Genomic DNA, 19,438 nt, shown 5'->3' with positions numbered 1-19,438 from the left:
TTCCGCAAGGAAGTAAGATCCCTGAAAGATGATCAGGTTGATAGGTCTGAGGTGGAAGTGTGGCGACACATGGAGCTGACAGATACTAATCGATCGAGGACTTAACCTAATTTCTAATGATGTCACATCTGTTATCTAGTTTTGAGAGAATATCTCAAAAAAACTCTTGACTTTTCAAGATATACATAGTATAATGTTAAATGTCACTGAAATTGTCTGGTGATGATGGCGAAGAGGTCACACCCGTTCCCATGCCGAACACGGAAGTTAAGCTCTTCAGCGCCGATGGTAGTCGGGGGTTTCCCCCTGTGAGAGTAGGACATCGCCAGGCAGACTTCATTCCGCAGTAGCTCAGTGGTAGAGCTATCGGCTGTTAACCGATCGGTCGTAGGTTCGAATCCTACCTGCGGAGCCATTATTGGAGAGCTGTCCGAGTGGTCGAAGGAGCACGATTGGAAATCGTGTAGGCGGTCAACTCCGTCTCAAGGGTTCGAATCCCTTGCTCTCCGCCACTGATATTTATACATAATCACAATTGAAAGTCTGGGCCCGTTGGTCAAGCGGTTAAGACACCGCCCTTTCACGGCGGTAACACGGGTTCGAATCCCGTACGGGTCATTATATGATGGAGGATTAGCTCAGCTGGGAGAGCATCTGCCTTACAAGCAGAGGGTCGGCGGTTCGAGCCCGTCATCCTCCACCATTATCATCGCGGGGTGGAGCAGTTCGGTAGCTCGTCGGGCTCATAACCCGAAGGTCGCAGGTTCAAATCCTGCCCCCGCAACCAATTAAAATCAAATGGTCCGGTAGTTCAGTTGGTTAGAATGCCTGCCTGTCACGCAGGAGGTCGCGGGTTCGAGTCCCGTCCGGACCGCCATTTAAATAATAAGGCTCGGTAGCTCAGTTGGTAGAGCAACGGACTGAAAATCCGTGTGTCGGCGGTTCGATTCCGTCCCGAGCCACCACCTATGCCGGTGTAGCTCAATTGGTAGAGCAACTGACTTGTAATCAGTAGGTTGGGGGTTCAAGTCCTCTTGCCGGCACTGTTTTTTCAAAACTTAATGTGGAGGGGTAGCGAAGTGGCTAAACGCGGCGGACTGTAAATCCGCTCCCTCAGGGTTCGGCAGTTCGAATCTGCCCCCCTCCACCATTTATAGGGGCATAGTTTAACGGTAGAACAGAGGTCTCCAAAACCTCCGGTGTGGGTTCGATTCCTACTGCCCCTGCCAAATTTATGATATCTTGAGATTATGGCGGTTGTGGCGAAGTGGTTAACGCACCAGATTGTGGCTCTGGCACTCGTGGGTTCGATTCCCATCAATCGCCCCATATTATCATTGGGCTATAGCCAAGCGGTAAGGCAACGGACTTTGACTCCGTCATGCGTTGGTTCGAATCCAGCTAGCCCAGTCTCACTTTTTTATATCAATTGAATATAATGTATTAAGTCCCTTAAGATGCGGAAGTAGTTCAGTGGTAGAACACCACCTTGCCAAGGTGGGGGTCGCGGGTTCGAATCCCGTCTTCCGCTCCAATTACGGCGGCATAGCCAAGTGGTAAGGCAGAGGTCTGCAAAACCTTTATCCCCGGTTCGAATCCGGGTGTCGCCTTTCTTTTGCCGGGGTGGTGGAATTGGCAGACACACAGGACTTAAAATCCTGCGGTAGGTGACTACCGTGCCGGTTCAAGTCCGGCCCTCGGCACCAATTTTACTTACTTGATAAGTTAAATTGGTGTTTGTGCTTGAATATATAATGAAGCTAATCATATTAATGATCTACTTATGTAGATCATTTTTTTATTGTATGAAAGTGTCGATGTAAGCATTGGGCTGTATTTCATAAAAAGTCGCTTTAGCCCTTTATTATTATATTCCCCAAAAAACTTTTTTGAAATACATTGACACTTTATCATATCCATGATATATTTATATTCGTCGGTTAGATACGACGTAAAACTTGCCGGTGTGGCGGAATTGGCAGACGCGCACGACTCAAAATCGTGTTCCTTCTGGAGTGTCGGTTCGATCCCGACCACCGGTATACAAAAGAACCCCGTTTCTTACTTATGTAAGAAACGGGGTTTCGTTTTTATTAAAAGAAGGAGCCTATATTAATAAGCAGAGGCTCCTTTTTGTTATTTACTCAGCATATTGGTCGATGATCTCTTCTAAGACCTCTTCAAGTTGTTCGATATCATCAAGCTCTGATTGTCTGAAACGGACACGTACGAGCTGCTCTCCGTCATTATACATCTCTTCCAGCCATCCACGCAGGCCTCTTGCCCGGCGATCAACTTCGAAAATAATTTCTAAACCGTCTTCCTCTAAAAGAAAAATAAGCTCTAATTCATCAAGCATCTGACGGTAATAGCCTGATGTTGGAACAAACTCAAATTCTTGAACGAAAGGCAGACGGCGCTGGAAGTAAGATGCCTGTTCACAGTCTGCTTCGTTAAGACGGAAGCCAAGGTTCTCAATTGCTTCTAATACATTTTCAACCCAAGGATGTGCTTCTACGAAGATACGATCGTGATCTGATTTATCAATACCGCCTTGAATGTCAAGGTCTGTCACTACTGCGACTTCTACCTTCCCTACAGTAATCGGTGTATCAAGAGGCAGGATGAAGGAGAACGGAAATTGATGTTCTTCCCCAGGCTGAATGGTGAATGAACCAGTTACCCGAAAAGAATGAATTGTTGCGTGTTTCCGGTGCTCTTCATCGTCTTTTACAATGACATATCTTGTGTTGAGCTGTAAATCAATATAACGGATATCCTGGGCGATTTTCCCGCCTTTTACATGTACAGTTCCGCGGACTTCTTCTCCTGGACAATACGCATCTTTCTCCAAAATGGTATCGACTTTTGCTGCACCGATGCCGGCACTTGCGGCAAGTTTCTTAAAAAATGACATATTAGATCTTCCCCTTTTTCTTTTTCTCAACAGTTATACGTGGGAAGAAGGAAAAAAGGTTCATTTATTTTGAAATAAATGAACCTTTTTTCCTATATTCGTTTATCTGAGGGACAGACTAAAAGTGATGCTTTAGTAAAGGAGGAGACATGAATGAATAAAGAAACGATGGTCGCTGATGAATTACATAGAATGTTTTTAGCTGGTGAGCTGCAAATCACAGTCGAGGAGGACATTAACAATCTTTCAGAAAGACTGAGAAGCGGTGAACTCAGATTAGACAGTTTGACCGGGGAAGACGCGTTTATAAAAGAAACAGTAAACGAAGCGTTAAGAAGAGTGGAGCAATAAAATAGAGAGACGGCTTCTCAAAATGAGAGACCGTCTTTTTTTATGGTTTAAGAAGCACTTTAATGGCTCCGTCTGTTTTCGTATCAAACACCTCATAACCGTGCTTTGCTTGATCTAACGGCAGAACATGTGTGATGATGTCGCCCGGATCTACTTTACCTGTAGCAATCAGTTCATACAGGTACGGCATATAATGAATGACGGGGGCTTGGCCGGTTCTAATATTTACGTTCCTTTGGAAGATGTCTCCGAATGGAAATGCATTGTATCTCATTCCGTACACACCTGTCACTTGAATTGTGCCGCATTTTCTGACAGCCTGTGCCGCCGTTACCAGCGCACCCATGGCTCCGCCGTGCATTTTAACACCGGTGGCGAGAAATTCAAGCGGGGACATTTTGCCGTCCATTCCGACGCAGTCGATGACGACATCTGCACCGCCCTGTGTGATTTCTTTCAAATATGAACCAGCGTTTTCATGGTGCTCGAAATTAACGATTTCTACATTGTTTGTTTTTTTTGCGTGCTGAAGGCGATAGTCTACATAATCCACTGCAATGACTCTTTTGGCGCCTTTCATCCATGCGAATTTTTGCGCGAGCAGCCCGACAGGACCGCAGCCGAGAATAATGACGGTATTTCCCTCTTTTACTCCTGCGTTGTCTACGCTCCAATAGGCTGTCGACATAGCGTCTGAAAGCAATACCAATTTCTCATCTTCTACTTCACAGTCATCAGGAAGTTTAAAGGGAGTGAAGTTAGCATAGGGGACGCGCATGTATTCAGCCTGGCCTCCGGGATAGCCGCCTGCTGAGTCTGAATAGCCAAAATAAGCACCGACTTCGCCGTTTGCATTTGAATTGTCACATTGGCTTTCAAGCTGGTTTTTGCAGAAAAAACATTCGCCGCAGCTGACGTTAAACGGTATGATGACACGATCGCCTTTTTTAACCTTGTGAACGTCGGGGCCTGTTTCTTCAACAATGCCCATTGGTTCATGGCCGATGATATAATCTTCAGGAAAATTGGGAACCATGCCGTGAATTAGGTGTAAATCAGATCCGCAGATTGCTGTGGTTGTCAGTTTGACGATGATATCATCAGGTTTTTTGATTTCTGGCGCTTTTACCTCTTTGACGCGGACGTCTTTAATGCCTTGATAAGTAACAGCTTTCATTCATGATGTCTCCTTATTGTTTAGTGATCGGGCGTTGCGAATGTTCCGAGACGGTTCGTGTTATCGGGGAAAAGTTTTAGCCCGGCGATATCAACGGCTGTTTGTGCTGATTTCATATCGATTTGAAATTGTTTGTCCAAGTCAGAAGGGAAAAGCCAGCCTTTTTCCATCATGAGCTGTGATAGTTCTCCGTGCAGGTAAATAGCGGCGTCTAATTGATTGCGCAATGCTGTTCTGAGTTCTGGGCTTGCGGTTTCCGTGATGGCGACAGCATAATTTTTGATACCGGTTTTTACGGAAATTAAGAAATCTAGGGCAAGTGCTGAATCAGCAAGGTCAGGCATGCCTTTTGCGTTTTTCGGGTCTAAGAAATCGTTCAATGATAGTCACCTCCTGTTATTGTCGGGGCCTTTTGATAGAGGCTCTGAAGCTCAGTTACGTCCCGTACAGACTGCTGTACATCCTTCTCCATAAGGGCTCTCAGTTCCTGATCGAACACCAGTCCCTGCATCATTTTTGATTTAAGTAAACATACGGTTTTGAAGTTGAGGATTTCGTGTAAATCAACTGTTTCGTGGTTTGCCAAACGGTCTTGTTCCATTTTTTCGGTCACCTCCTGATTCAAAGGTATTTTTACCTTGTATCATGCTTTTATGCGAAAGTGCTATAATGGGTAAAATATTTTCTTGGGGGAGTCGGATGATGAAACAGATTATTGCGATGGGCGGCGGAGGTTTTTCAATGGAACCAGATCATCTGGTTCTTGATCAATTTATCATTAATCAGTCAAAGCAGCCCTCACCTCGCATTTGTTTTTTGCCAACGGCAAGCGGGGATGCGGAGAACTATGTTCAGCGGTTTTACCATGCTTTTCAAAAGCTTGATTGTGACCCGTCTCATTTGTCTTTATTTAAGCCGCCGACAACAGATTTAGCCTCCTTTATTATGGAGAAAGATGTGATTTATGTCGGCGGGGGAAATACAAGAAATTTGCTGGTGCTGTGGAAGGAGTGGGGACTGGATCACATATTGAAAAAAGCTTGGGAGAACGGGATTATTTTAGCGGGATTAAGTGCAGGTGCGATCTGCTGGTTTGAAGAAGGTGTGACGGATTCTGCCGGACCGCTGACCGGTTTGAAAAGCTTGGGTTTTTTGCAAGGCAGTTTTTGTCCTCATTATGATGGAGAAAAGGATCGGAGACCTACATATCATCACATGATATCAGAGAAAGCGTTGAGCAGCGGTTATGCGGCGGATGATGGAGCAGCTCTTCATTTTATTGATGATCATTTTTTTCAGGCTGTGAGTTCAAGATCTGATGCAAATGCGTATCAGGTGGTGCTTCATGAAAATGAAATCTCTGAAATAGCATTGCCGATTACATATTTGTCTTGAATTTGCTGAATATTTTATACATTGCTCTTTTTTTCAGTTTGTTTTTATGATACGATAAGTGCGAAATTAATAGTTACTGGGGGTGCCCGCTGACGGGCTGAGAGAGAAGATATGCTTCTTAACCCTTTGGACCTGATCTGGTTCGTACCAGCGTGGGGAAGTAGAGGAATTGTTTTTATTATTGCTGAATACTGCAATAATATGTTTCTTTCTGACTGTAACCGGGTTCATTCAATTGAATCCGGTTTTTTGTGCTGGTTATGGGCTTGATTTTGTCCTTTCAAACAAAGAGAGGGGAAGGATAAGTGATGCAAAATCATTCAGTGCAGCAAGCCAACATTTCCATTATGTCGAGTTTTTCGGGGAGTAAAAAAGTATATGTAGAGGGGGCTTCGCCGGATATTCAAGTGCCGATGAGAGAAATTGAACTCAGTCCGACAACAGGATCATTCGGCGAAGAGGAAAACGCGCCGGTTCGTGTCTATGATACAAGCGGACCGTATACGGACCCCGATGTAAAAATTAATATTCAAGAAGGTTTAAAACCGCTTCGGCACAAGTGGATCACTGGGCGCGGCGATGTTGAAGAATACAATGGACGTGCTGTGAAGCCAGAAGACAACGGCTATAAAAAGGCTAACCCTAATGTAAGCTATCCCGGGTTAAAACGGAAACCGCTGCGGGCGAAAACGGGCCAAAATGTCACTCAAATGCATTATGCGAAAAAGGGGATAATTACCCCTGAAATGGAGTTTATCGCTATTCGTGAGCATGTGTCTCCCGAATTTGTCAGAGATGAAGTAGCCAGCGGCCGGGCGATTATTCCAGCAAATATTAATCATCCGGAAAGTGAACCAATGATTATCGGCCGAAATTTCCATGTGAAAATTAACGCGAATATCGGGAATTCAGCAGTTACATCTTCGATTGAAGAAGAAGTGGAAAAAATGACGTGGGCGATTCGCTGGGGAGCAGATACGATGATGGATCTTTCCACGGGGAAAGATATTCATACGACGCGTGAATGGATTATCCGAAATTGCCCGGTTCCTGTTGGCACCGTTCCGATCTATCAAGCGCTTGAAAAAGTAAACGGTGTAGCGGAGGATTTAACGTGGGAAATCTACCGTGACACGCTGATTGAGCAGGCTGAACAGGGTGTGGATTATTTTACGATTCACGCGGGTGTTTTGCTGCGATATGTGCCGCTAACTGCTAAACGGACAACGGGAATTGTGTCACGCGGAGGAGCGATTATGGCACAGTGGTGTCTGGCTCATCATAAGGAAAGCTTTCTGTATACTCATTTTGAAGAAATCTGTGAAATTATGAAGACGTATGATATTGCCTTTTCTCTTGGAGACGGGCTTCGCCCAGGGTCAATTGCCGATGCCAATGACGAAGCGCAGTTTGCTGAATTAGAGACTCTCGGAGAACTCACGCAAATTGCCTGGAAGCATGATGTTCAGGTGATGATTGAGGGGCCGGGTCATGTGCCGATGCATAAAATCAAGGAGAACGTCGATAAACAAATGGAAATCTGTAAAGAAGCGCCTTTTTACACGCTAGGGCCGCTGACGACGGATATTGCACCGGGCTATGACCACATTACATCAGCGATCGGAGCGGCGATGATCGGCTGGTACGGTACGGCCATGCTGTGTTATGTGACGCCGAAGGAGCATCTCGGGCTGCCAAACCGTGAAGATGTGCGGGAAGGGGTTATTACATACAAAATTGCGGCGCATGCGGCTGACCTTGCAAAAGGGCATCCAGGAGCGCAAATACGAGATGACGCTTTATCAAAAGCCCGCTTTGAATTCCGCTGGCGAGACCAATTTAACCTCTCGCTTGATCCGGAAAGAGCGCTTGAATATCATGATGAGACCCTGCCTGCTGAAGGGGCGAAAACGGCTCATTTCTGTTCGATGTGCGGGCCGAAATTTTGCAGCATGAGAATTTCTCAGGATATCCGTGATTATGCCAAAGACAAAGAGCTTAATGAGTGGGATGCCATTCAGGAGGGCATGAAAGAAAAAGCCGAGGAATTTGTGAATCAAGGCAGCAAACTTTATAAGTAACAGTATAGAAAGTCATTGACAGGCCGAATTGAATACGTTTTAATATAGCTAATATACATTTCCAACATTTGCTGATCGGATCACCGAAGGCTCTTATCTTTTGAGATAAGAGCCTTTTTTATTTTTAAAGGAGGGAGAAATGATGGGAACCAAAAAAGAGAAAGGGAGAAGACGCTTCAGAAAACGAAAAACATATGGCAATCAGATGCTGCCGCTGGCGCTTCTTATTGAAAAGAACAAGCGGGAGATAATGAATAGTGAGGAGTTAATGGAAAAAATTTATATGAAGATTGACGAGAAGCATACGGCAATCCGTAAATCTATGTAAAAAACCCGCTGAATAACAGCGGGTTTTTTTCTATGCTATTAAACTTCTTTTTTAATCGGCAAACCTAAGCCCTCTGCTATGCGTCTTCCGTATTCAGGATCAGCTTTGTAAAAGTGCTCGATTTGGCGGAGTTTGATATCTTCTTTTTCTACTGGTTTCATTGCATTTACGATATTTTCTACAAGGCGTGTGCGTTCCTCTTCGCTCATTAAACGGTAGAGATCGCCTGCTTGTGTGTAGTGATCATTGTGATCGTAGCTTACGCTGTCAGCCATTCCTTGTACTGGATAAGCCGCTTGTTTATCCTCAGGTGACTCAGTCGGTCCGCCGAAGCTGTTTGGCTCGTAGTAGACGGAGCCGCCGCCGTTATTGTCAAAGCGCATTTGTCCGTCACGCTGATAGTTTCTTACTTCGTTGCGTGCGCGGTTGATCGGCAGGGCCTGGTGGTTTGCTCCCACACGGTAGCGATGCGCATCATGATACGCAAACAGACGCCCTTGAAGCATTTTATCCGGTGATACATCAATACCGGGGACCAGTGTTCCAGGTGAGAATGTTGCTTGTTCTACTTCTGCAAAGTAGTTTTCCGGATTTCTGTCAAGAACCATACGGCCGACTTCAATGAGCGGATAGTCTTTTTGAGACCATACTTTTGTGACATCAAACGGATCGAAGCGGTACGTATTTGCATCTTCTAAAGGCATGATTTGCACATATAATTTCCATGCAGGGAAATCGCCGTTTTCGATTGCATTGAACAGATCTTCAGTATGATAATCCGGGTTTTCACCGGCAATTTTTGCTGCTGTCTTCACATCAAGGTTCTTCACGCCTTGTTCTGTTTTAAAGTGATACTTGATCCATACGCCTTCGCCTTCGGCATTTGTCCATTTGAATGTATGGCTACCAAAACCGTGCATGTGGCGAAGTGTAGCAGGAATTCCGCGGTCAGACATCAGGATCGTCACTTGGTGTAGAGATTCCGGTGAAAGTGACCAGAAATCCCATACAGCTGTAGGATTTTTCAAGTGTGTTTTTGGATCTCTTTTTTGTGTATGGATAAAATCAGGGAACTTAATCGCATCGCGGATGAAGAATACCGGCGTATTGTTGCCGACGATGTCATAGTTTCCTTCTTCTGTATAAAACTTAATAGCAAATCCGCGCGGGTCGCGAACGGTGTCAGCAGAGCCAAGTTCACCGGCAACTGTTGAGAAACGGATGAACAAAGGTGTGCGTTTGCCGACTTCTGATAAGAAAGCAGCTTTTGTATATTTTGTTACATCGTTTGTCACTTCAAAATAACCGTGTGCGCCTGCACCTTTAGCATGAACGACACGCTCAGGAACACGTTCTCTGTTAAAATGGGCCAATTTTTCGAGTAAGTGTACATCTTGGATTAAAGTTGGTCCGCGAGAACCGGCAGTCATTGAATTTTGATTATCTCCAACTGGAGCTCCCCAGCTAGTTGTCAGTTTATTTGAACTCATGTCATCACCTCTTGGAATTGATAAGAACATAATATCATCTCTAAGTAAAAAGTCAATATTATTTTATAATGATTATAAAATAATCATTTGTATAATACGATAAAAACTATTGAAAAAAGCAGAAAACCCTTGGCAGAACAGTTTAATAGAGATGATCGAGGGTTCATAGAAATAAGCGCTATTTGCGAATATGAAAAGTAAGTGATAAACATTCATCCAAAAAATGTTGAATAAAAAAGAGTTGACATATCGGAATAATTTGAATTAACATGATATTCAAACAAAAAAACAATTGGGCAGCTGATCGGACCGCCGAAGGCTCTCATCTCTACAAAAACAGAGATGGGGGCCTTTTTGTTTTTTTAGAAGGCGGGGTTGGCAGAAGGAGAGGGATAAAAGTGGCTGTGACCATCAACATCAAGGAAAAAGCATTTGCTCAAGAAGGCCGCCAAACTACGGTCTTGGAGAATATTCAATTATCAATTGCACCGGGTGAGTTTTTAACGATCATCGGACCGAGCGGATGCGGAAAAAGCACACTTTTAAAGATAATTGCAGGACTTGATTCTGATTTTAGCGGGAGTGTCGAAATTAACGAACGCTATGTGACTGCACCAGGTATTCAGCAAGGATTTATTTTTCAGGAACACCGTCTTTTTCCTTGGCTGACGGTTGAGCAGAATATTGCCGCCGATTTGAATTTGAAAGATCCTAAAGTCAAACAGAAGGTAGATGAACTGATCGAGATTGTCAGATTAAAAGGATCGGAGAAAGCATATCCGCGTGAGCTGTCGGGCGGTATGTCTCAAAGAGTGGCCATCGCACGAGCTCTTCTGCGGGAGCCGGAGGTGCTGCTTTTGGATGAACCGTTCGGTGCGTTAGACGCGTTTACTCGAAAACACCTTCAAGACGTGCTGCTGGATATATGGCGGAGGAAAAAGACAACGATGATACTCGTCACTCATGATATAGATGAATCTGTTTATTTAGGGAATGAGATTGCGATCCTAAAAGCCAAACCGGGAAAAATTCACAAGCTGATGCCAATTCATCTGGCTTATCCCCGAAACAGGACGACGACTGATTTCCAAGCGATCAGACAGAAAGTGCTGTCGGAATTCGAAAAAACAGAAGACTTTGAGTATGCAGAAGGATCAGGGATATAGAAAGGGCTGAAGCAGAGATGAAAAAAGGAATCATTGTATTGGCATCTATTTTTTTTCTGCTGGCAGGGTGCGGAGCAAATGGAGCCAGCGGTGATAAAAAACCATTGAAAGAAATTCGGATCGGAATACAGCAAAGCTTAAGCCCGCTTTTAATTGCCAAGGAAAAAGGCTGGTTTGAAAAGGCTTTTGAAAAAGAAGGCATCAAGGTGAAATGGGTGGAGTTTCAAAGCGGGCCGCCACAATTTGAAGGGCTTGCAGCAGATAAACTTGACTTTTCTCAAGTCGGCAATTCACCAGTGATCGCTGGACAGGCGGCAGGCATTGATTTTAAAGAAATTGGCTTGTCTCAGGACGGATTAAAGGCGAACGGCATACTTGTGAATCCAGCCAGCGGGATTAAGGAGGTCAAAGATTTAAAAGGAAAGAAAATTGCTGTAGCGAAAGGCAGCAGCGGCTTTGACTTTTTGTATAAAGCGCTTGATCAATCAGGCTTGTCAGCTGATGACGTGACCATTATTCAGCTGCAGCCTGATGAAGCGGCCTCTGCGTTTGAAAACGGTTCGGTTGACGCTTGGTCCATCTGGGAGCCGTACCTATCCTTAGAAACAATCAAACACGGAGCGAAACTTCTTGTGAACGGGGAAAGCACCGATTTATATTCACCAGGGTTTACATTAGTTAGAACAACATTCTCTAAGGAACATCCAGACGAAGTGGTCCGTTTTCTGAAGGTATTTAATCAGGCGGTTGTTTGGCAAAAGGAACATCCGGATGAAGCGGCTGACTTGTATGCAAAAATAAAAGATCTCGATAAAAAGGTCGTTGAAAATGTGCTGAAAAATACGGAGCCTCTGAATGAGGTTATTAGTGAAGACATTATAAAAGCGCAGCAGGAGACAGCGGATTTTCAATTTAAAACAAAAGCGATAGATAAGAAAATTGATGTGAGAGAAGTTGTTGATAATTCATTTATCAAAAAAGCGTTAAAGGAAAAAGTCTCTGGAGGTGATCCATCATGAAAGCAGAGGCTGCAGGTTCACTGCCGAAAGCAAATGCTGAAGCGATACAAAGAAAGCCCCATAGAATCAAATACGGGTGGGCAAAGGGGCTTCTGCTGCCTGCTGTGATCATAGCCATCTGGCAGGTGATCGGCAGTCTTGGCATCGTGTCGGCGACAGTGCTCCCTACACCTGTTGCGATCTTGCTGACGTTTAAAGAGCTCATTTTGACAGGCGAGCTCTTTGGCCATCTGCAAATCAGTATATACCGGGCAGCGCTTGGTTTTGTACTTGGTGCGGGGCTTGGACTTTTGATCGGAATTTTGGCCGGATTTTCAAAACGGACGGAATTGTATCTTGACCCATCATTGCAAATGCTCAGAACCGTTCCGCATCTGGCTGTCACGCCGCTGTTTATTTTATGGTTCGGTTTTGATGAAATATCTAAAATTTTGCTGATTGCGCTCGGCGCTTTCTTCCCTGTGTATATCAATACATTTAACGGCATTCGCGGAGTTGACGCTAAGCTGTTCGAAGTTGCCCGGGTGCTTGAATTTAAATGGCACCAGCAGATGACAAAAGTGATTGTGCCGGCATCCCTGCCCAATATATTGCTCGGCATTCGCTTATCGCTGGGTATTGCATGGCTTGGGCTTGTTGTAGCGGAGCTGATGGGTTCAAGCTCAGGGGTCGGTTATATGATCATGGATGCCAGACAATTTTCACAAACAAATAAAGTGTTTGCCGGGATTATCATTTTTGCGGTGGTTGGAAAGCTGACGGATTCTTTTGTCAGACTGCTTGAACGAAAGCTATTAAAGTGGAGAAACAGTTACGAGGGAAAATAGACGAAAAGGAGAGATTGATATGGACATTCTTTGGTTTATTCCGACACATGGAGATGCAAGGTATTTAGGGTCGGAAAGCGATGGACGGACGGCGGATCATGAATACTTTAAACAAGTGGCGCAGGCCGCTGACAGGCTGGGGTATACAGGAGTCCTTCTGCCGACGGGAAGATCGTGCGAGGACCCTTGGCTCACAGCCGCGGCGTTAGCCGGGGAAACAAAGGACTTAAAGTTTTTAGTCGCGGTACGGCCCGGGTTAATGCAGCCTTCTCTTGCAGCCAGAATGACCTCTACCTTAGATCACATTTCAGATGGACGGCTGCTGATTAATGTTGTGGCAGGGGGCGATCCGTACGAGCTAGCCGGGGACGGACTGTTTATCAGTCATGATGAGCGCTATGAAGCAACGGACGAATTTTTAACTGTTTGGCGGGGGCTTTTGCGCGGAGAAACGGTTACCTATGAAGGAAACCATATAAAAGTGGAAAACAGCAATCTGCTATTCCCGCCGCGGCAAGAACCGCACCCGCCTATCTATTTCGGCGGGTCCTCACAGGCTGGAATTGAAGTCGCGGCAAAGCATACAGATGTGTATTTAACGTGGGGTGAGCCGCCTGAGCAGGTAAAAGAAAAGATTGAGAGAGTCAAAAAGCAAGCGGAAAAAGAGGGAAGAACAGTGCGGTTCGGCATTAGGCTGCATGTGATCGCCCGTGAAACAGAACATGAGGCGTGGGAAGCGGCTGAGCGTTTAATCAGCCATTTGGATGATGACACGATTGCCAAAGCACAGAACGCTTTGCGCCGTGCTGATTCTTCGGGTCAAAAGCGGATGGCGGAGCTTCATCGAGGCGATCGGACAAAGCTTGAAATCAGCCCGAATCTGTGGGCGGGTATCGGCCTGGTCAGAGGAGGGGCAGGCACGGCTCTTGTCGGAGATCCGCAGACTATTGCCGACCGCATAGCGGAGTACCAGGCCCTCGGCATTGAATCATTTATTTTTTCCGGCTATCCTCATTTAGAAGAAGCGTACTATTTTGCAGAGCTCGTCTTCCCGCTTTTGCCGTTCGAAAATGAGCGGACAAGGAAACTTCAGAAAAAAAGAGGAGAAGCCGTCGGTAACACTTATTTTGTCAAAGAGAATCATGCGTCAGTTTAAGTGAAAACACAGCCTCCGAACATGGTATGATAATCAAAAAAGGGGGCTGTTTTTTCTGAGAATACTTATAAGTGCCGTTACTCTGATGGTCATGCTGTCAGCATGCGGAAATACGAAGCACATGGAAATCAAAGAGGCAGATGTTTCAGATATTGAAAAAAACAGAATGAAGATTGCGGCTCCGCATTCATTCGCTGCTGAAGTGACTAATATCAACGAAAGCATTTCTGAGGCTGACATGTACATTGAACATTACCAAAACGGAAAGCTTGTTGAAACGATAGGTCCGGTAACTGCTGATTTCACGGAAGAAAATCCCGATACATTACAATTTGTTTATTTTGAGAATGAGGAAGGGCAGAAAAAAATGAGCACCGTTCACTTTGGCATTGTTGATGAACAAGGGAGCAGCACGGCTGCTTCATCGTTTCAGCGTGACGTCAGCGCTGTACAGGAAATGACTCAAAATATATCATCAGCGGAGCCAATTTCTTTCGGGAAACCGATATTGATCGGCAGCAGCATAAAGGATTCTAACGGTACAATGAAAACCTCTGAAAACAAAAATGAACTGATCAATCATAAAGATGCTCTGCTTTATTATGTTGAATTGCATAAATAAAATGGACGGCTTCGGCCGTCTGTTTTACCGAGCGGTGTGCTTGCATTTTAGAATACATCGTGATACATTTTAAATCGTAAATATTACGATCTAAAGGAGGCTTTTTCTTGGCTAAGAAATCAAAAGTGGCAAAAGAATTAAAACGCCAGAAGCTTGTTGAACAATATGTTGCTATCAGACAAGAGTTAAAGGCAAAAGGAGATTACGAAGCACTCAGCAAGCTGCCGAGAGATTCAGCACCGGGAAGACTCCATAACCGCTGTATGGTAACGGGCCGCCCGAGAGGATATATGAGAAAATTTAAAATGTCCAGAATTGCTTTTAGGGAGCTGGCGCATAAAGGCCAAATTCCGGGTGTGAAAAAAGCAAGCTGGTAAGAAAAAAACTCCGGACGATTACACCGCGCCGGAGTTTTTTTCATTTTTCTTGAAGGAAATGACGTAGGATATGTGCTGGATGATCATGATGATAAACACGATAATAATAGGGAAAAAGGGAATGTGTGACTGAAACAGCGGATAAAAAATGAGCAGGACAGCGGCGGCAGGCAGTGAAAAGTAGACGGCGATATATGACGCACGGCAGGCTTTTGCCGTCATCATCTGCTCTCTTTCATCCTGTTCCTCAAATTCATCTGGCAGCAGAAGATTTTTTGATGCAGGTCGGCTTTTCTTTTGTAAATAGATATAAACTGCAGCTGCCGCAATAAAAAGAATAAACGGGGTGATGTTTATTTCAAACATCATCTGGCCGTTCCTTGTGCTGAAAAAGGCTCCAATGCCTTCCGAAGCTTCAAAGTATGAAATCAGTGTCCAGCATGCAAGGCCGAACAAAACGAGGTGAAATGCTGCTTTTGTTTTCATGCCCATATTAGTCTTCCTCCTCTAGCCAAAAGACATCCTCCATTTTCATGGAGAAGGCTTTGCAGATTTTTAATGCTAATAACAGTGAGGGAACATAGTCTCCTTTTTCAATTGCTGCTACCGTTTGTCTCGTGACGCCGACCGTTTCTCCGAGTTTTTCCTGAGAATAGCTGAAGCGCGCTCTGAGCTCTTTCACTTTATTTTTCATCATGACGTCTGCCACCTTCACATTCTCACTTTCTTCCATTGTATAGTTTATTTAACATTATGTAAATGTAACTTAACAATATTACAAAAATAAAAATTTCTTTCGACAAATTTTTTATATTCTCTTGACGAAAAATTAATAAACGTGTAACATAATAAAAGTCAAAGCGGTGCTGACACCGCCAATAACAAATGCGGGTGTAGTTTAGTGGTAAAACCTCAGCCTTCCAAGCTGATGTCGTGAGTTCGATTCTCATCACCCGCTCCATACATACGTTATTAACGCAGTGTTTCGTTTCTCAGATAAACGAAGTATTGCGTTTTTTTATGTGAAAAAGAACACGAATCTCGTGTTCTTTTACGTAAGCCAATGTACTGTATGGCCGCCGCCGTGAATTTGTTCAAACATTTTCGTTAATGATGTTAATAGGTTAACGGCGTTTTCTTTTTTAATCGATGGCGGGAAAAAGATGATTTGCAGCATGCTTTTTGTATCTGCGGTGACGGGTTTTTGATTGACTTTGTTTTTGAAATCGCCGAATACCCCGTCTTCATCAGAATAAATCAGTATGTTATCTTTTTCTCCTACTGAAATCCGGACTGGCTCCTGGAGCTTGCCGGCATCATAGATCATAATGGGGAGAGAATATTTTAACGCGAAAAAATGTATGGTATCATGGGCTGAATCCTCGCTTTCCATGAATTGTTCTTTGGATATCGGGATCAGCATTTGCTCCATCGGCGTTTTTTCTCCCTCGAATGAAGGGTCAAGCTGCTTAAAGATTGTCTGCCATTCTTTGACGTAAGGCTGGCTGGAAATTCCGCCGTCCGCATAGTCAAAAAACAGAGACTCTTGAAATAAACGAAGTCTGCCTTTCAGCATTTGCGGAGAGGATCCGACTTCAATATTTTCATATATCACAGCGGCTGCATTTATTCCTGCCGCTCGTTCAGTAATAACAGGATCAAGTTTGATATTCACATGCATTCACTCCAATTACGGGATATCAACCTATTATACAACGGCTTATTGTTTTATCACAAAGAAAGGAGGCTGTGCAAACCATGAACGTTTATCAGCTGAAAGAAGAATTAATTGAATACGCGAAAAGCATTGGCGTGGACAAGATCGGTTTTACGACCGCTGATACATTTGACAGTTTAAAAGACCGTTTGATTCTTCAGGAGTCACTCGGATATCTTTCCGGTTTTGAAGAGCCTGATATTGAAAAAAGAGTGACGCCGACGCTGCTTTTGCCGAAAGCGAAATCAATCGTGGCGATTGCACTTGCTTATCCTTCGAGAATGAAGGATGCGCCAAGAAGCACGCGAACTGAGCGCAGAGGCATTTTTTGCAGAGCCTCCTGGGGAAAGGACTATCATGACGTCCTGCGGGAAAAGCTCGATCTTCTGGAGGATTTCCTGAGAAGCAAGCATGAGGATATCAGGACAAAATCAATGGTCGATACGGGTGAATTGTCTGATCGGGCAGTGGCGGAACGGGCCGGAATTGGGTTCAGCGCCAAAAATTGTATGATTACAACGCCAGAGTACGGGTCTTATGTGTATTTGGCGGAAATGATTACAAATATACCTTTCGAGCCGGATGTGCCGATTGAGGATATGTGCGGATCATGCACCAAATGTTTAGATGCTTGCCCGACGGGAGCGCTTGTGAACCCTGGGCAGCTTAACGCTCAGCGCTGTATATCTTTTCTGACCCAGACAAAAGGATTTTTGCCGGATGAATTCCGCACGAAAATCGGAAACCGACTGTATGGATGCGATACGTGCCAAACGGTATGTCCAATCAATAAAGGGAAGGATTTTCATCTGCATCCTGAAATGGAACCGGACCCCGAGATTGCAAAACCGTTGCTGAAGCCGCTTTTAACCATCAGCAACCGTGAATTTAAAGAGAAATTCGGACATGTTTCAGGCTCGTGGCGCGGAAAAAAACCGATTCAGCGGAACGCGATTCTGGCGCTTGCCCACTTTAAAGACACCTCCGCACTGCCTGAACTGACGGAGCTTATGCATAAAGATCCGCGCCCGGTCATCAGGGGAACGGCTGCCTGGGCTATCGGGAAAATCGGAGACAACACATACGCGGAGGAGCTTGAAAAAGCACTGGAAAAAGAAAATGATGAAGAGGCAAAGCAGGAAATTGAAAAAGGAATTGAATTGCTAAAAGCCGGCATGACTAAATAAGTCTTGTCCTGACATACGTATAGAGCAGAAGGAAAAAACACTTGAGATGCAGCCAAGTGTTTTTTCTCTATAAAAAAGTATGTCGGGTGGGGTGAGCTTGAAGCACATATTAGAACAACTAGCGGAGGAGCGTCTCAGCTATCTGGTCAACGGGCATGATCTGAGACAGGAGCCTCAAGTCGGAGACCTGGAGGTCATGGAACGAAAGAAAAAGCTTCTGGAAAAACGTAAGATTGAGATGATAAAAGCGAAAGCAAAAGCTGTCATAGACTATGTGCAGGTTGAGGATGACGGAACCGCCTGCATCAGGTATATCATACACTTCGAATATCTATACAAGGAGCAGGATGACAGTCTGTATATGGAAGAGCAGATAGAAGAAAGAGTCGCTTTTGTTTATGATCAAATTCTGATTAAGGATCAGGAAGTGATAAAAAAACCGGCGGGCTTTAGTGAAGGCCAAAGCATTATTGACTATTCACAGGAAGAAAGGGAAGCGTTTGGCCGAGCTTTTCAATATGACCGGCTCGGAGCGGTACAATATGCCGAAAAATATTGGAACAAGCGTAATCCGGCTTATAAGAATTTCAGCGATAATTGTACGAATTTTATTTCTCAGTGTCTTCATGCAGGAGGAGCGCCAATGCGCGGTCACCCGAACAGAGGATCTGGCTGGTGGATGAAACAAAGCTCTTGGAGCTATAGCTGGACGGTGGCGCACTCGATGAAAATGTATTTGACGAATTCCAAGGCCGGCCTTCGGGCGGTTCGGGTGAAATCAGCGGAAGAGCTGGTGCCGGGTGATGTGATTTGCTATGATTTTGAGGGAGATGGCCGGTTTAATCATACAACGATTGTGGTGGCGAAGGACAAAGGCAATATGCCGCTTGTCAACGCCCAGTCCTATGACAGCCGGATGAGGTATTGGTCATACGAGGATTCAACTGCATACACACCGTCTATCCGATATGCCTTTTTTCATATCGTTGATGATACGACAAAAGAGTAATTAATGATATAATGATGGGCGGATAAGAAAAATAGAGGTGAACACAGTGGCATTACATGTCGTTTTATATCAACCAGAAATTCCTGCTAATACAGGGAATATCGCACGTACTTGCGCAGCAACAGATACAACGCTCCACCTGATTCGTCCGCTCGGCTTTTCAACAGATGATAAAATGCTGAAGCGCGCCGGACTTGATTATTGGGAGTTTGTAAACGTAGTGTATCATGACTCGTTAGAAGAATTGTTTGAGGCATATAAAAAAGGGCAGTTTTTCTTCATCACGAAATTCGGCCAAAAGCCGCATACATCTTTTGACTACACGGATATTGACGAGGATTATTTCTTTGTATTCGGAAGAGAAACAAGCGGCTTGCCAAAGGAATTAATTCAAAATAATATGGACCGATGCCTGCGTCTTCCGATGACAGAGCATGTCAGATCGCTAAATCTGTCCAATACCGCAGCGATTCTTGTGTATGAGGCGCTGCGTCAGCAAAATTACCGAGATTTAAAATAGTGAAAAACCCGCTCATGTGTATGGGCGGGTTTTTTTGTGTTATGGAACTTTATTCTGGGCTTAACAACGTAACAGTGTTATGTTACAATGTATCCATCA

21 protein-coding genes, 17 tRNA genes, 2 rRNA genes and 1 riboswitch are annotated in these 19,438 nt (G+C 44.6%); of the genes, 32 read left to right on the top strand and 8 right to left on the bottom strand.

Translation table 11 applies throughout. The annotated features are described in order from the left end of the window. The 18 genes from KXD37_RS13965 to KXD37_RS13880 all read left to right on the top strand — a co-directional run. A 23S ribosomal RNA gene (locus KXD37_RS13965) occupies positions 1 to 109 on the top strand; the annotation flags it as partial. A 106-nt stretch (positions 110 to 215) separates the two neighbouring features. Continuing rightward, positions 216 to 331 (top strand): 5S ribosomal RNA (gene rrf, locus KXD37_RS13960). A gap of 9 nt (positions 332 to 340) precedes the next feature. Next, positions 341 to 415: transfer RNA gene (locus KXD37_RS13955), tRNA-Asn, on the top strand. A gap of 5 nt (positions 416 to 420) precedes the next feature. Next, positions 421 to 512 (top strand) — tRNA-Ser (locus tag KXD37_RS13950). 34 nt (positions 513 to 546) lie between these two features. Further along, a tRNA-Glu gene (locus tag KXD37_RS13945) sits at positions 547 to 618 on the top strand. A 9-nt stretch (positions 619 to 627) separates the two neighbouring features. Continuing rightward, a tRNA-Val gene (locus tag KXD37_RS13940) sits at positions 628 to 703 on the top strand. A 7-nt stretch (positions 704 to 710) separates the two neighbouring features. Continuing rightward, positions 711 to 787, top strand: a tRNA-Met gene (locus tag KXD37_RS13935). Between the two features lie 13 nt (positions 788 to 800). Further along, positions 801 to 877, top strand: a tRNA-Asp gene (locus KXD37_RS13930). A 12-nt stretch (positions 878 to 889) separates the two neighbouring features. Next, positions 890 to 965 (top strand) — tRNA-Phe (locus KXD37_RS13925). Positions 966 to 970: 5 nt separating this feature from the next. Further along, a tRNA-Thr gene (locus tag KXD37_RS13920) sits at positions 971 to 1,043 on the top strand. 22 nt (positions 1,044 to 1,065) lie between these two features. After that, positions 1,066 to 1,150, top strand: a tRNA-Tyr gene (locus KXD37_RS13915). A 5-nt stretch (positions 1,151 to 1,155) separates the two neighbouring features. Then, positions 1,156 to 1,229: transfer RNA gene (locus KXD37_RS13910), tRNA-Trp, on the top strand. Positions 1,230 to 1,253: 24 nt separating this feature from the next. Further along, positions 1,254 to 1,329, top strand: a tRNA-His gene (locus tag KXD37_RS13905). Positions 1,330 to 1,338: 9 nt separating this feature from the next. Beyond that, positions 1,339 to 1,410, top strand: a tRNA-Gln gene (locus KXD37_RS13900). 49 nt (positions 1,411 to 1,459) lie between these two features. Next, a tRNA-Gly gene (locus KXD37_RS13895) sits at positions 1,460 to 1,534 on the top strand. Between the two features lie 5 nt (positions 1,535 to 1,539). Then, positions 1,540 to 1,610, top strand: a tRNA-Cys gene (locus KXD37_RS13890). A 7-nt stretch (positions 1,611 to 1,617) separates the two neighbouring features. Then, positions 1,618 to 1,706 (top strand) — tRNA-Leu (locus KXD37_RS13885). A gap of 254 nt (positions 1,707 to 1,960) precedes the next feature. Further along, a tRNA-Leu gene (locus tag KXD37_RS13880) sits at positions 1,961 to 2,042 on the top strand. Between the two features lie 98 nt (positions 2,043 to 2,140). Here the strand turns inward: KXD37_RS13880 and spo0M are convergent. Next, positions 2,141 to 2,917: a sporulation control protein Spo0M gene (gene spo0M, locus KXD37_RS13875; RefSeq protein ID WP_101860922.1), complete on the bottom strand. Its 777-nt coding sequence runs from the start codon at positions 2,915 to 2,917 to the stop codon at positions 2,141 to 2,143. A 153-nt stretch (positions 2,918 to 3,070) separates the two neighbouring features. Here spo0M and KXD37_RS13870 point away from each other — a divergent pair, with 153 nt between their 5' ends. After that, positions 3,071 to 3,268: a hypothetical protein gene (locus KXD37_RS13870; protein WP_010333477.1), complete on the top strand. Its 198-nt coding sequence runs from the start codon at positions 3,071 to 3,073 to the stop codon at positions 3,266 to 3,268. Positions 3,269 to 3,308: 40 nt separating this feature from the next. Here KXD37_RS13870 and KXD37_RS13865 read toward each other — a convergent pair whose 3' ends face one another. The 3 genes from KXD37_RS13865 to KXD37_RS13855 are packed head-to-tail and all read right to left on the bottom strand — an operon-like array spanning position 3,309 to position 5,046. Next, positions 3,309 to 4,445 (bottom strand): zinc-dependent alcohol dehydrogenase, encoded by a 1,137-nt coding sequence (locus KXD37_RS13865; protein ID WP_101863728.1) that lies wholly within the window; start codon positions 4,443 to 4,445, stop codon positions 3,309 to 3,311. Positions 4,446 to 4,465: 20 nt separating this feature from the next. Beyond that, entirely contained in the window at positions 4,466 to 4,825 is a 360-nt protein-coding gene (locus KXD37_RS13860; protein WP_010333479.1) for a spore coat protein, read from the bottom strand. Continuing rightward, positions 4,822 to 5,046: a hypothetical protein gene (locus KXD37_RS13855; RefSeq protein ID WP_024120670.1), complete on the bottom strand. Its 225-nt coding sequence runs from the start codon at positions 5,044 to 5,046 to the stop codon at positions 4,822 to 4,824. Before KXD37_RS13855 ends, KXD37_RS13860 begins: the two co-directional genes overlap by 4 nt. A 101-nt stretch (positions 5,047 to 5,147) precedes the next feature. Here KXD37_RS13855 and KXD37_RS13850 point away from each other — a divergent pair, with 101 nt between their 5' ends. The 3 genes from KXD37_RS13850 to KXD37_RS13840 all read left to right on the top strand — a co-directional run bounded on the left by KXD37_RS13850 (position 5,148) and on the right by KXD37_RS13840 (position 8,249). Next, a complete protein-coding gene (locus tag KXD37_RS13850) occupies positions 5,148 to 5,840 on the top strand; it encodes a Type 1 glutamine amidotransferase-like domain-containing protein (protein ID WP_101863931.1) in 693 nt (230 codons plus the stop codon). A gap of 68 nt (positions 5,841 to 5,908) precedes the next feature. Then, positions 5,909 to 6,016, top strand: a riboswitch (TPP riboswitch). A gap of 132 nt (positions 6,017 to 6,148) precedes the next feature. After that, the gene (thiC, locus tag KXD37_RS13845; protein ID WP_127696911.1) at positions 6,149 to 7,921 is read left to right on the top strand and encodes a phosphomethylpyrimidine synthase ThiC; all 1,773 of its coding nucleotides are present in this window, start codon (positions 6,149 to 6,151) and stop codon (positions 7,919 to 7,921) included. A gap of 142 nt (positions 7,922 to 8,063) precedes the next feature. Then, a complete protein-coding gene (locus KXD37_RS13840; RefSeq protein ID WP_024120673.1) occupies positions 8,064 to 8,249 on the top strand; it encodes an FbpB family small basic protein in 186 nt (61 codons plus the stop codon). 38 nt (positions 8,250 to 8,287) lie between these two features. Here the strand turns inward: KXD37_RS13840 and katA are convergent, their stop codons facing one another. Continuing rightward, on the bottom strand, positions 8,288 to 9,739 hold the full coding sequence (gene katA / locus KXD37_RS13835) for a catalase KatA (protein ID WP_151174861.1): 1,452 nt from the start codon (positions 9,737 to 9,739) through the stop codon (positions 8,288 to 8,290). A gap of 398 nt (positions 9,740 to 10,137) precedes the next feature. Between katA and KXD37_RS13830 the strand changes: the two genes are divergently transcribed. The 6 genes from KXD37_RS13830 to rpsN all read left to right on the top strand — a co-directional run bounded on the left by KXD37_RS13830 (position 10,138) and on the right by rpsN (position 14,906). Beyond that, a complete protein-coding gene (locus KXD37_RS13830; protein ID WP_106021576.1) occupies positions 10,138 to 10,905 on the top strand; it encodes an ABC transporter ATP-binding protein in 768 nt (255 codons plus the stop codon). A gap of 17 nt (positions 10,906 to 10,922) precedes the next feature. Next, positions 10,923 to 11,924: an aliphatic sulfonate ABC transporter substrate-binding protein gene (locus KXD37_RS13825; protein WP_106021575.1), complete on the top strand. Its 1,002-nt coding sequence runs from the start codon at positions 10,923 to 10,925 to the stop codon at positions 11,922 to 11,924. After that, positions 11,918 to 12,751 (top strand): ABC transporter permease, encoded by an 834-nt coding sequence (locus KXD37_RS13820; protein ID WP_081638258.1) that lies wholly within the window; start codon positions 11,918 to 11,920, stop codon positions 12,749 to 12,751. The genes KXD37_RS13825 and KXD37_RS13820 overlap by 7 nt, the downstream gene beginning before the upstream one ends. A gap of 19 nt (positions 12,752 to 12,770) precedes the next feature. After that, positions 12,771 to 13,907 carry an FMNH2-dependent alkanesulfonate monooxygenase gene (ssuD, locus tag KXD37_RS13815; protein ID WP_106021574.1) on the top strand — a complete coding sequence of 379 codons (1,137 nt, stop codon included), beginning with the start codon at positions 12,771 to 12,773 and terminating at the stop codon, positions 13,905 to 13,907. Between the two features lie 91 nt (positions 13,908 to 13,998). Continuing rightward, the gene (locus KXD37_RS13810) at positions 13,999 to 14,529 is read left to right on the top strand and encodes a hypothetical protein (protein WP_127696910.1); all 531 of its coding nucleotides are present in this window, start codon (positions 13,999 to 14,001) and stop codon (positions 14,527 to 14,529) included. 107 nt (positions 14,530 to 14,636) lie between these two features. Then, on the top strand, positions 14,637 to 14,906 hold the full coding sequence (rpsN, locus tag KXD37_RS13805; protein WP_024120680.1) for a 30S ribosomal protein S14: 270 nt from the start codon (positions 14,637 to 14,639) through the stop codon (positions 14,904 to 14,906). 18 nt (positions 14,907 to 14,924) lie between these two features. On the opposite strand, the gene KXD37_RS13800 is transcribed toward rpsN, so the two are convergent. Next, the gene (locus tag KXD37_RS13800; protein WP_024120681.1) at positions 14,925 to 15,398 is read right to left on the bottom strand and encodes a hypothetical protein; all 474 of its coding nucleotides are present in this window, start codon (positions 15,396 to 15,398) and stop codon (positions 14,925 to 14,927) included. A gap of 1 nt (position 15,399) precedes the next feature. Next, positions 15,400 to 15,600 (bottom strand): helix-turn-helix transcriptional regulator, encoded by a 201-nt coding sequence (locus KXD37_RS13795; protein ID WP_010333491.1) that lies wholly within the window; start codon positions 15,598 to 15,600, stop codon positions 15,400 to 15,402. 193 nt (positions 15,601 to 15,793) lie between these two features. Here KXD37_RS13795 and KXD37_RS13790 point away from each other — a divergent pair. Further along, positions 15,794 to 15,867, top strand: a tRNA-Gly gene (locus tag KXD37_RS13790). Between the two features lie 90 nt (positions 15,868 to 15,957). Here KXD37_RS13790 and KXD37_RS13785 read toward each other — a convergent pair. Beyond that, positions 15,958 to 16,581: a hypothetical protein gene (locus KXD37_RS13785; protein WP_024120682.1), complete on the bottom strand. Its 624-nt coding sequence runs from the start codon at positions 16,579 to 16,581 to the stop codon at positions 15,958 to 15,960. A gap of 83 nt (positions 16,582 to 16,664) precedes the next feature. On the opposite strand from KXD37_RS13785, the gene queG reads away from it, so the two are divergent. From queG to trmL, 3 genes are all read left to right on the top strand, one after another. Continuing rightward, positions 16,665 to 17,810 carry a tRNA epoxyqueuosine(34) reductase QueG gene (gene queG / locus KXD37_RS13780; RefSeq protein WP_059293184.1) on the top strand — a complete coding sequence of 382 codons (1,146 nt, stop codon included), beginning with the start codon at positions 16,665 to 16,667 and terminating at the stop codon, positions 17,808 to 17,810. A gap of 79 nt (positions 17,811 to 17,889) precedes the next feature. After that, positions 17,890 to 18,819 carry an amidase domain-containing protein gene (locus KXD37_RS13775; RefSeq protein WP_081638259.1) on the top strand — a complete coding sequence of 310 codons (930 nt, stop codon included), beginning with the start codon at positions 17,890 to 17,892 and terminating at the stop codon, positions 18,817 to 18,819. Between the two features lie 37 nt (positions 18,820 to 18,856). Further along, the gene (trmL, locus tag KXD37_RS13770; protein ID WP_081638260.1) at positions 18,857 to 19,339 is read left to right on the top strand and encodes a tRNA (uridine(34)/cytosine(34)/5-carboxymethylaminomethyluridine(34)-2'-O)-methyltransferase TrmL; all 483 of its coding nucleotides are present in this window, start codon (positions 18,857 to 18,859) and stop codon (positions 19,337 to 19,339) included. The last annotated feature ends 99 nt before the right edge of the window (positions 19,340 to 19,438 follow it).

The sequence above is a fragment of the Bacillus sp. XT-2 genome, assembly GCF_025696525.1.
GTDB classification, from domain to species: Bacteria; Bacillota; Bacilli; order Bacillales; family Bacillaceae; genus Bacillus; species Bacillus halotolerans.
Note: the sequence above shows the minus strand (reverse complement) of the source record. Positions and strands in the feature narration are given on the sequence as shown.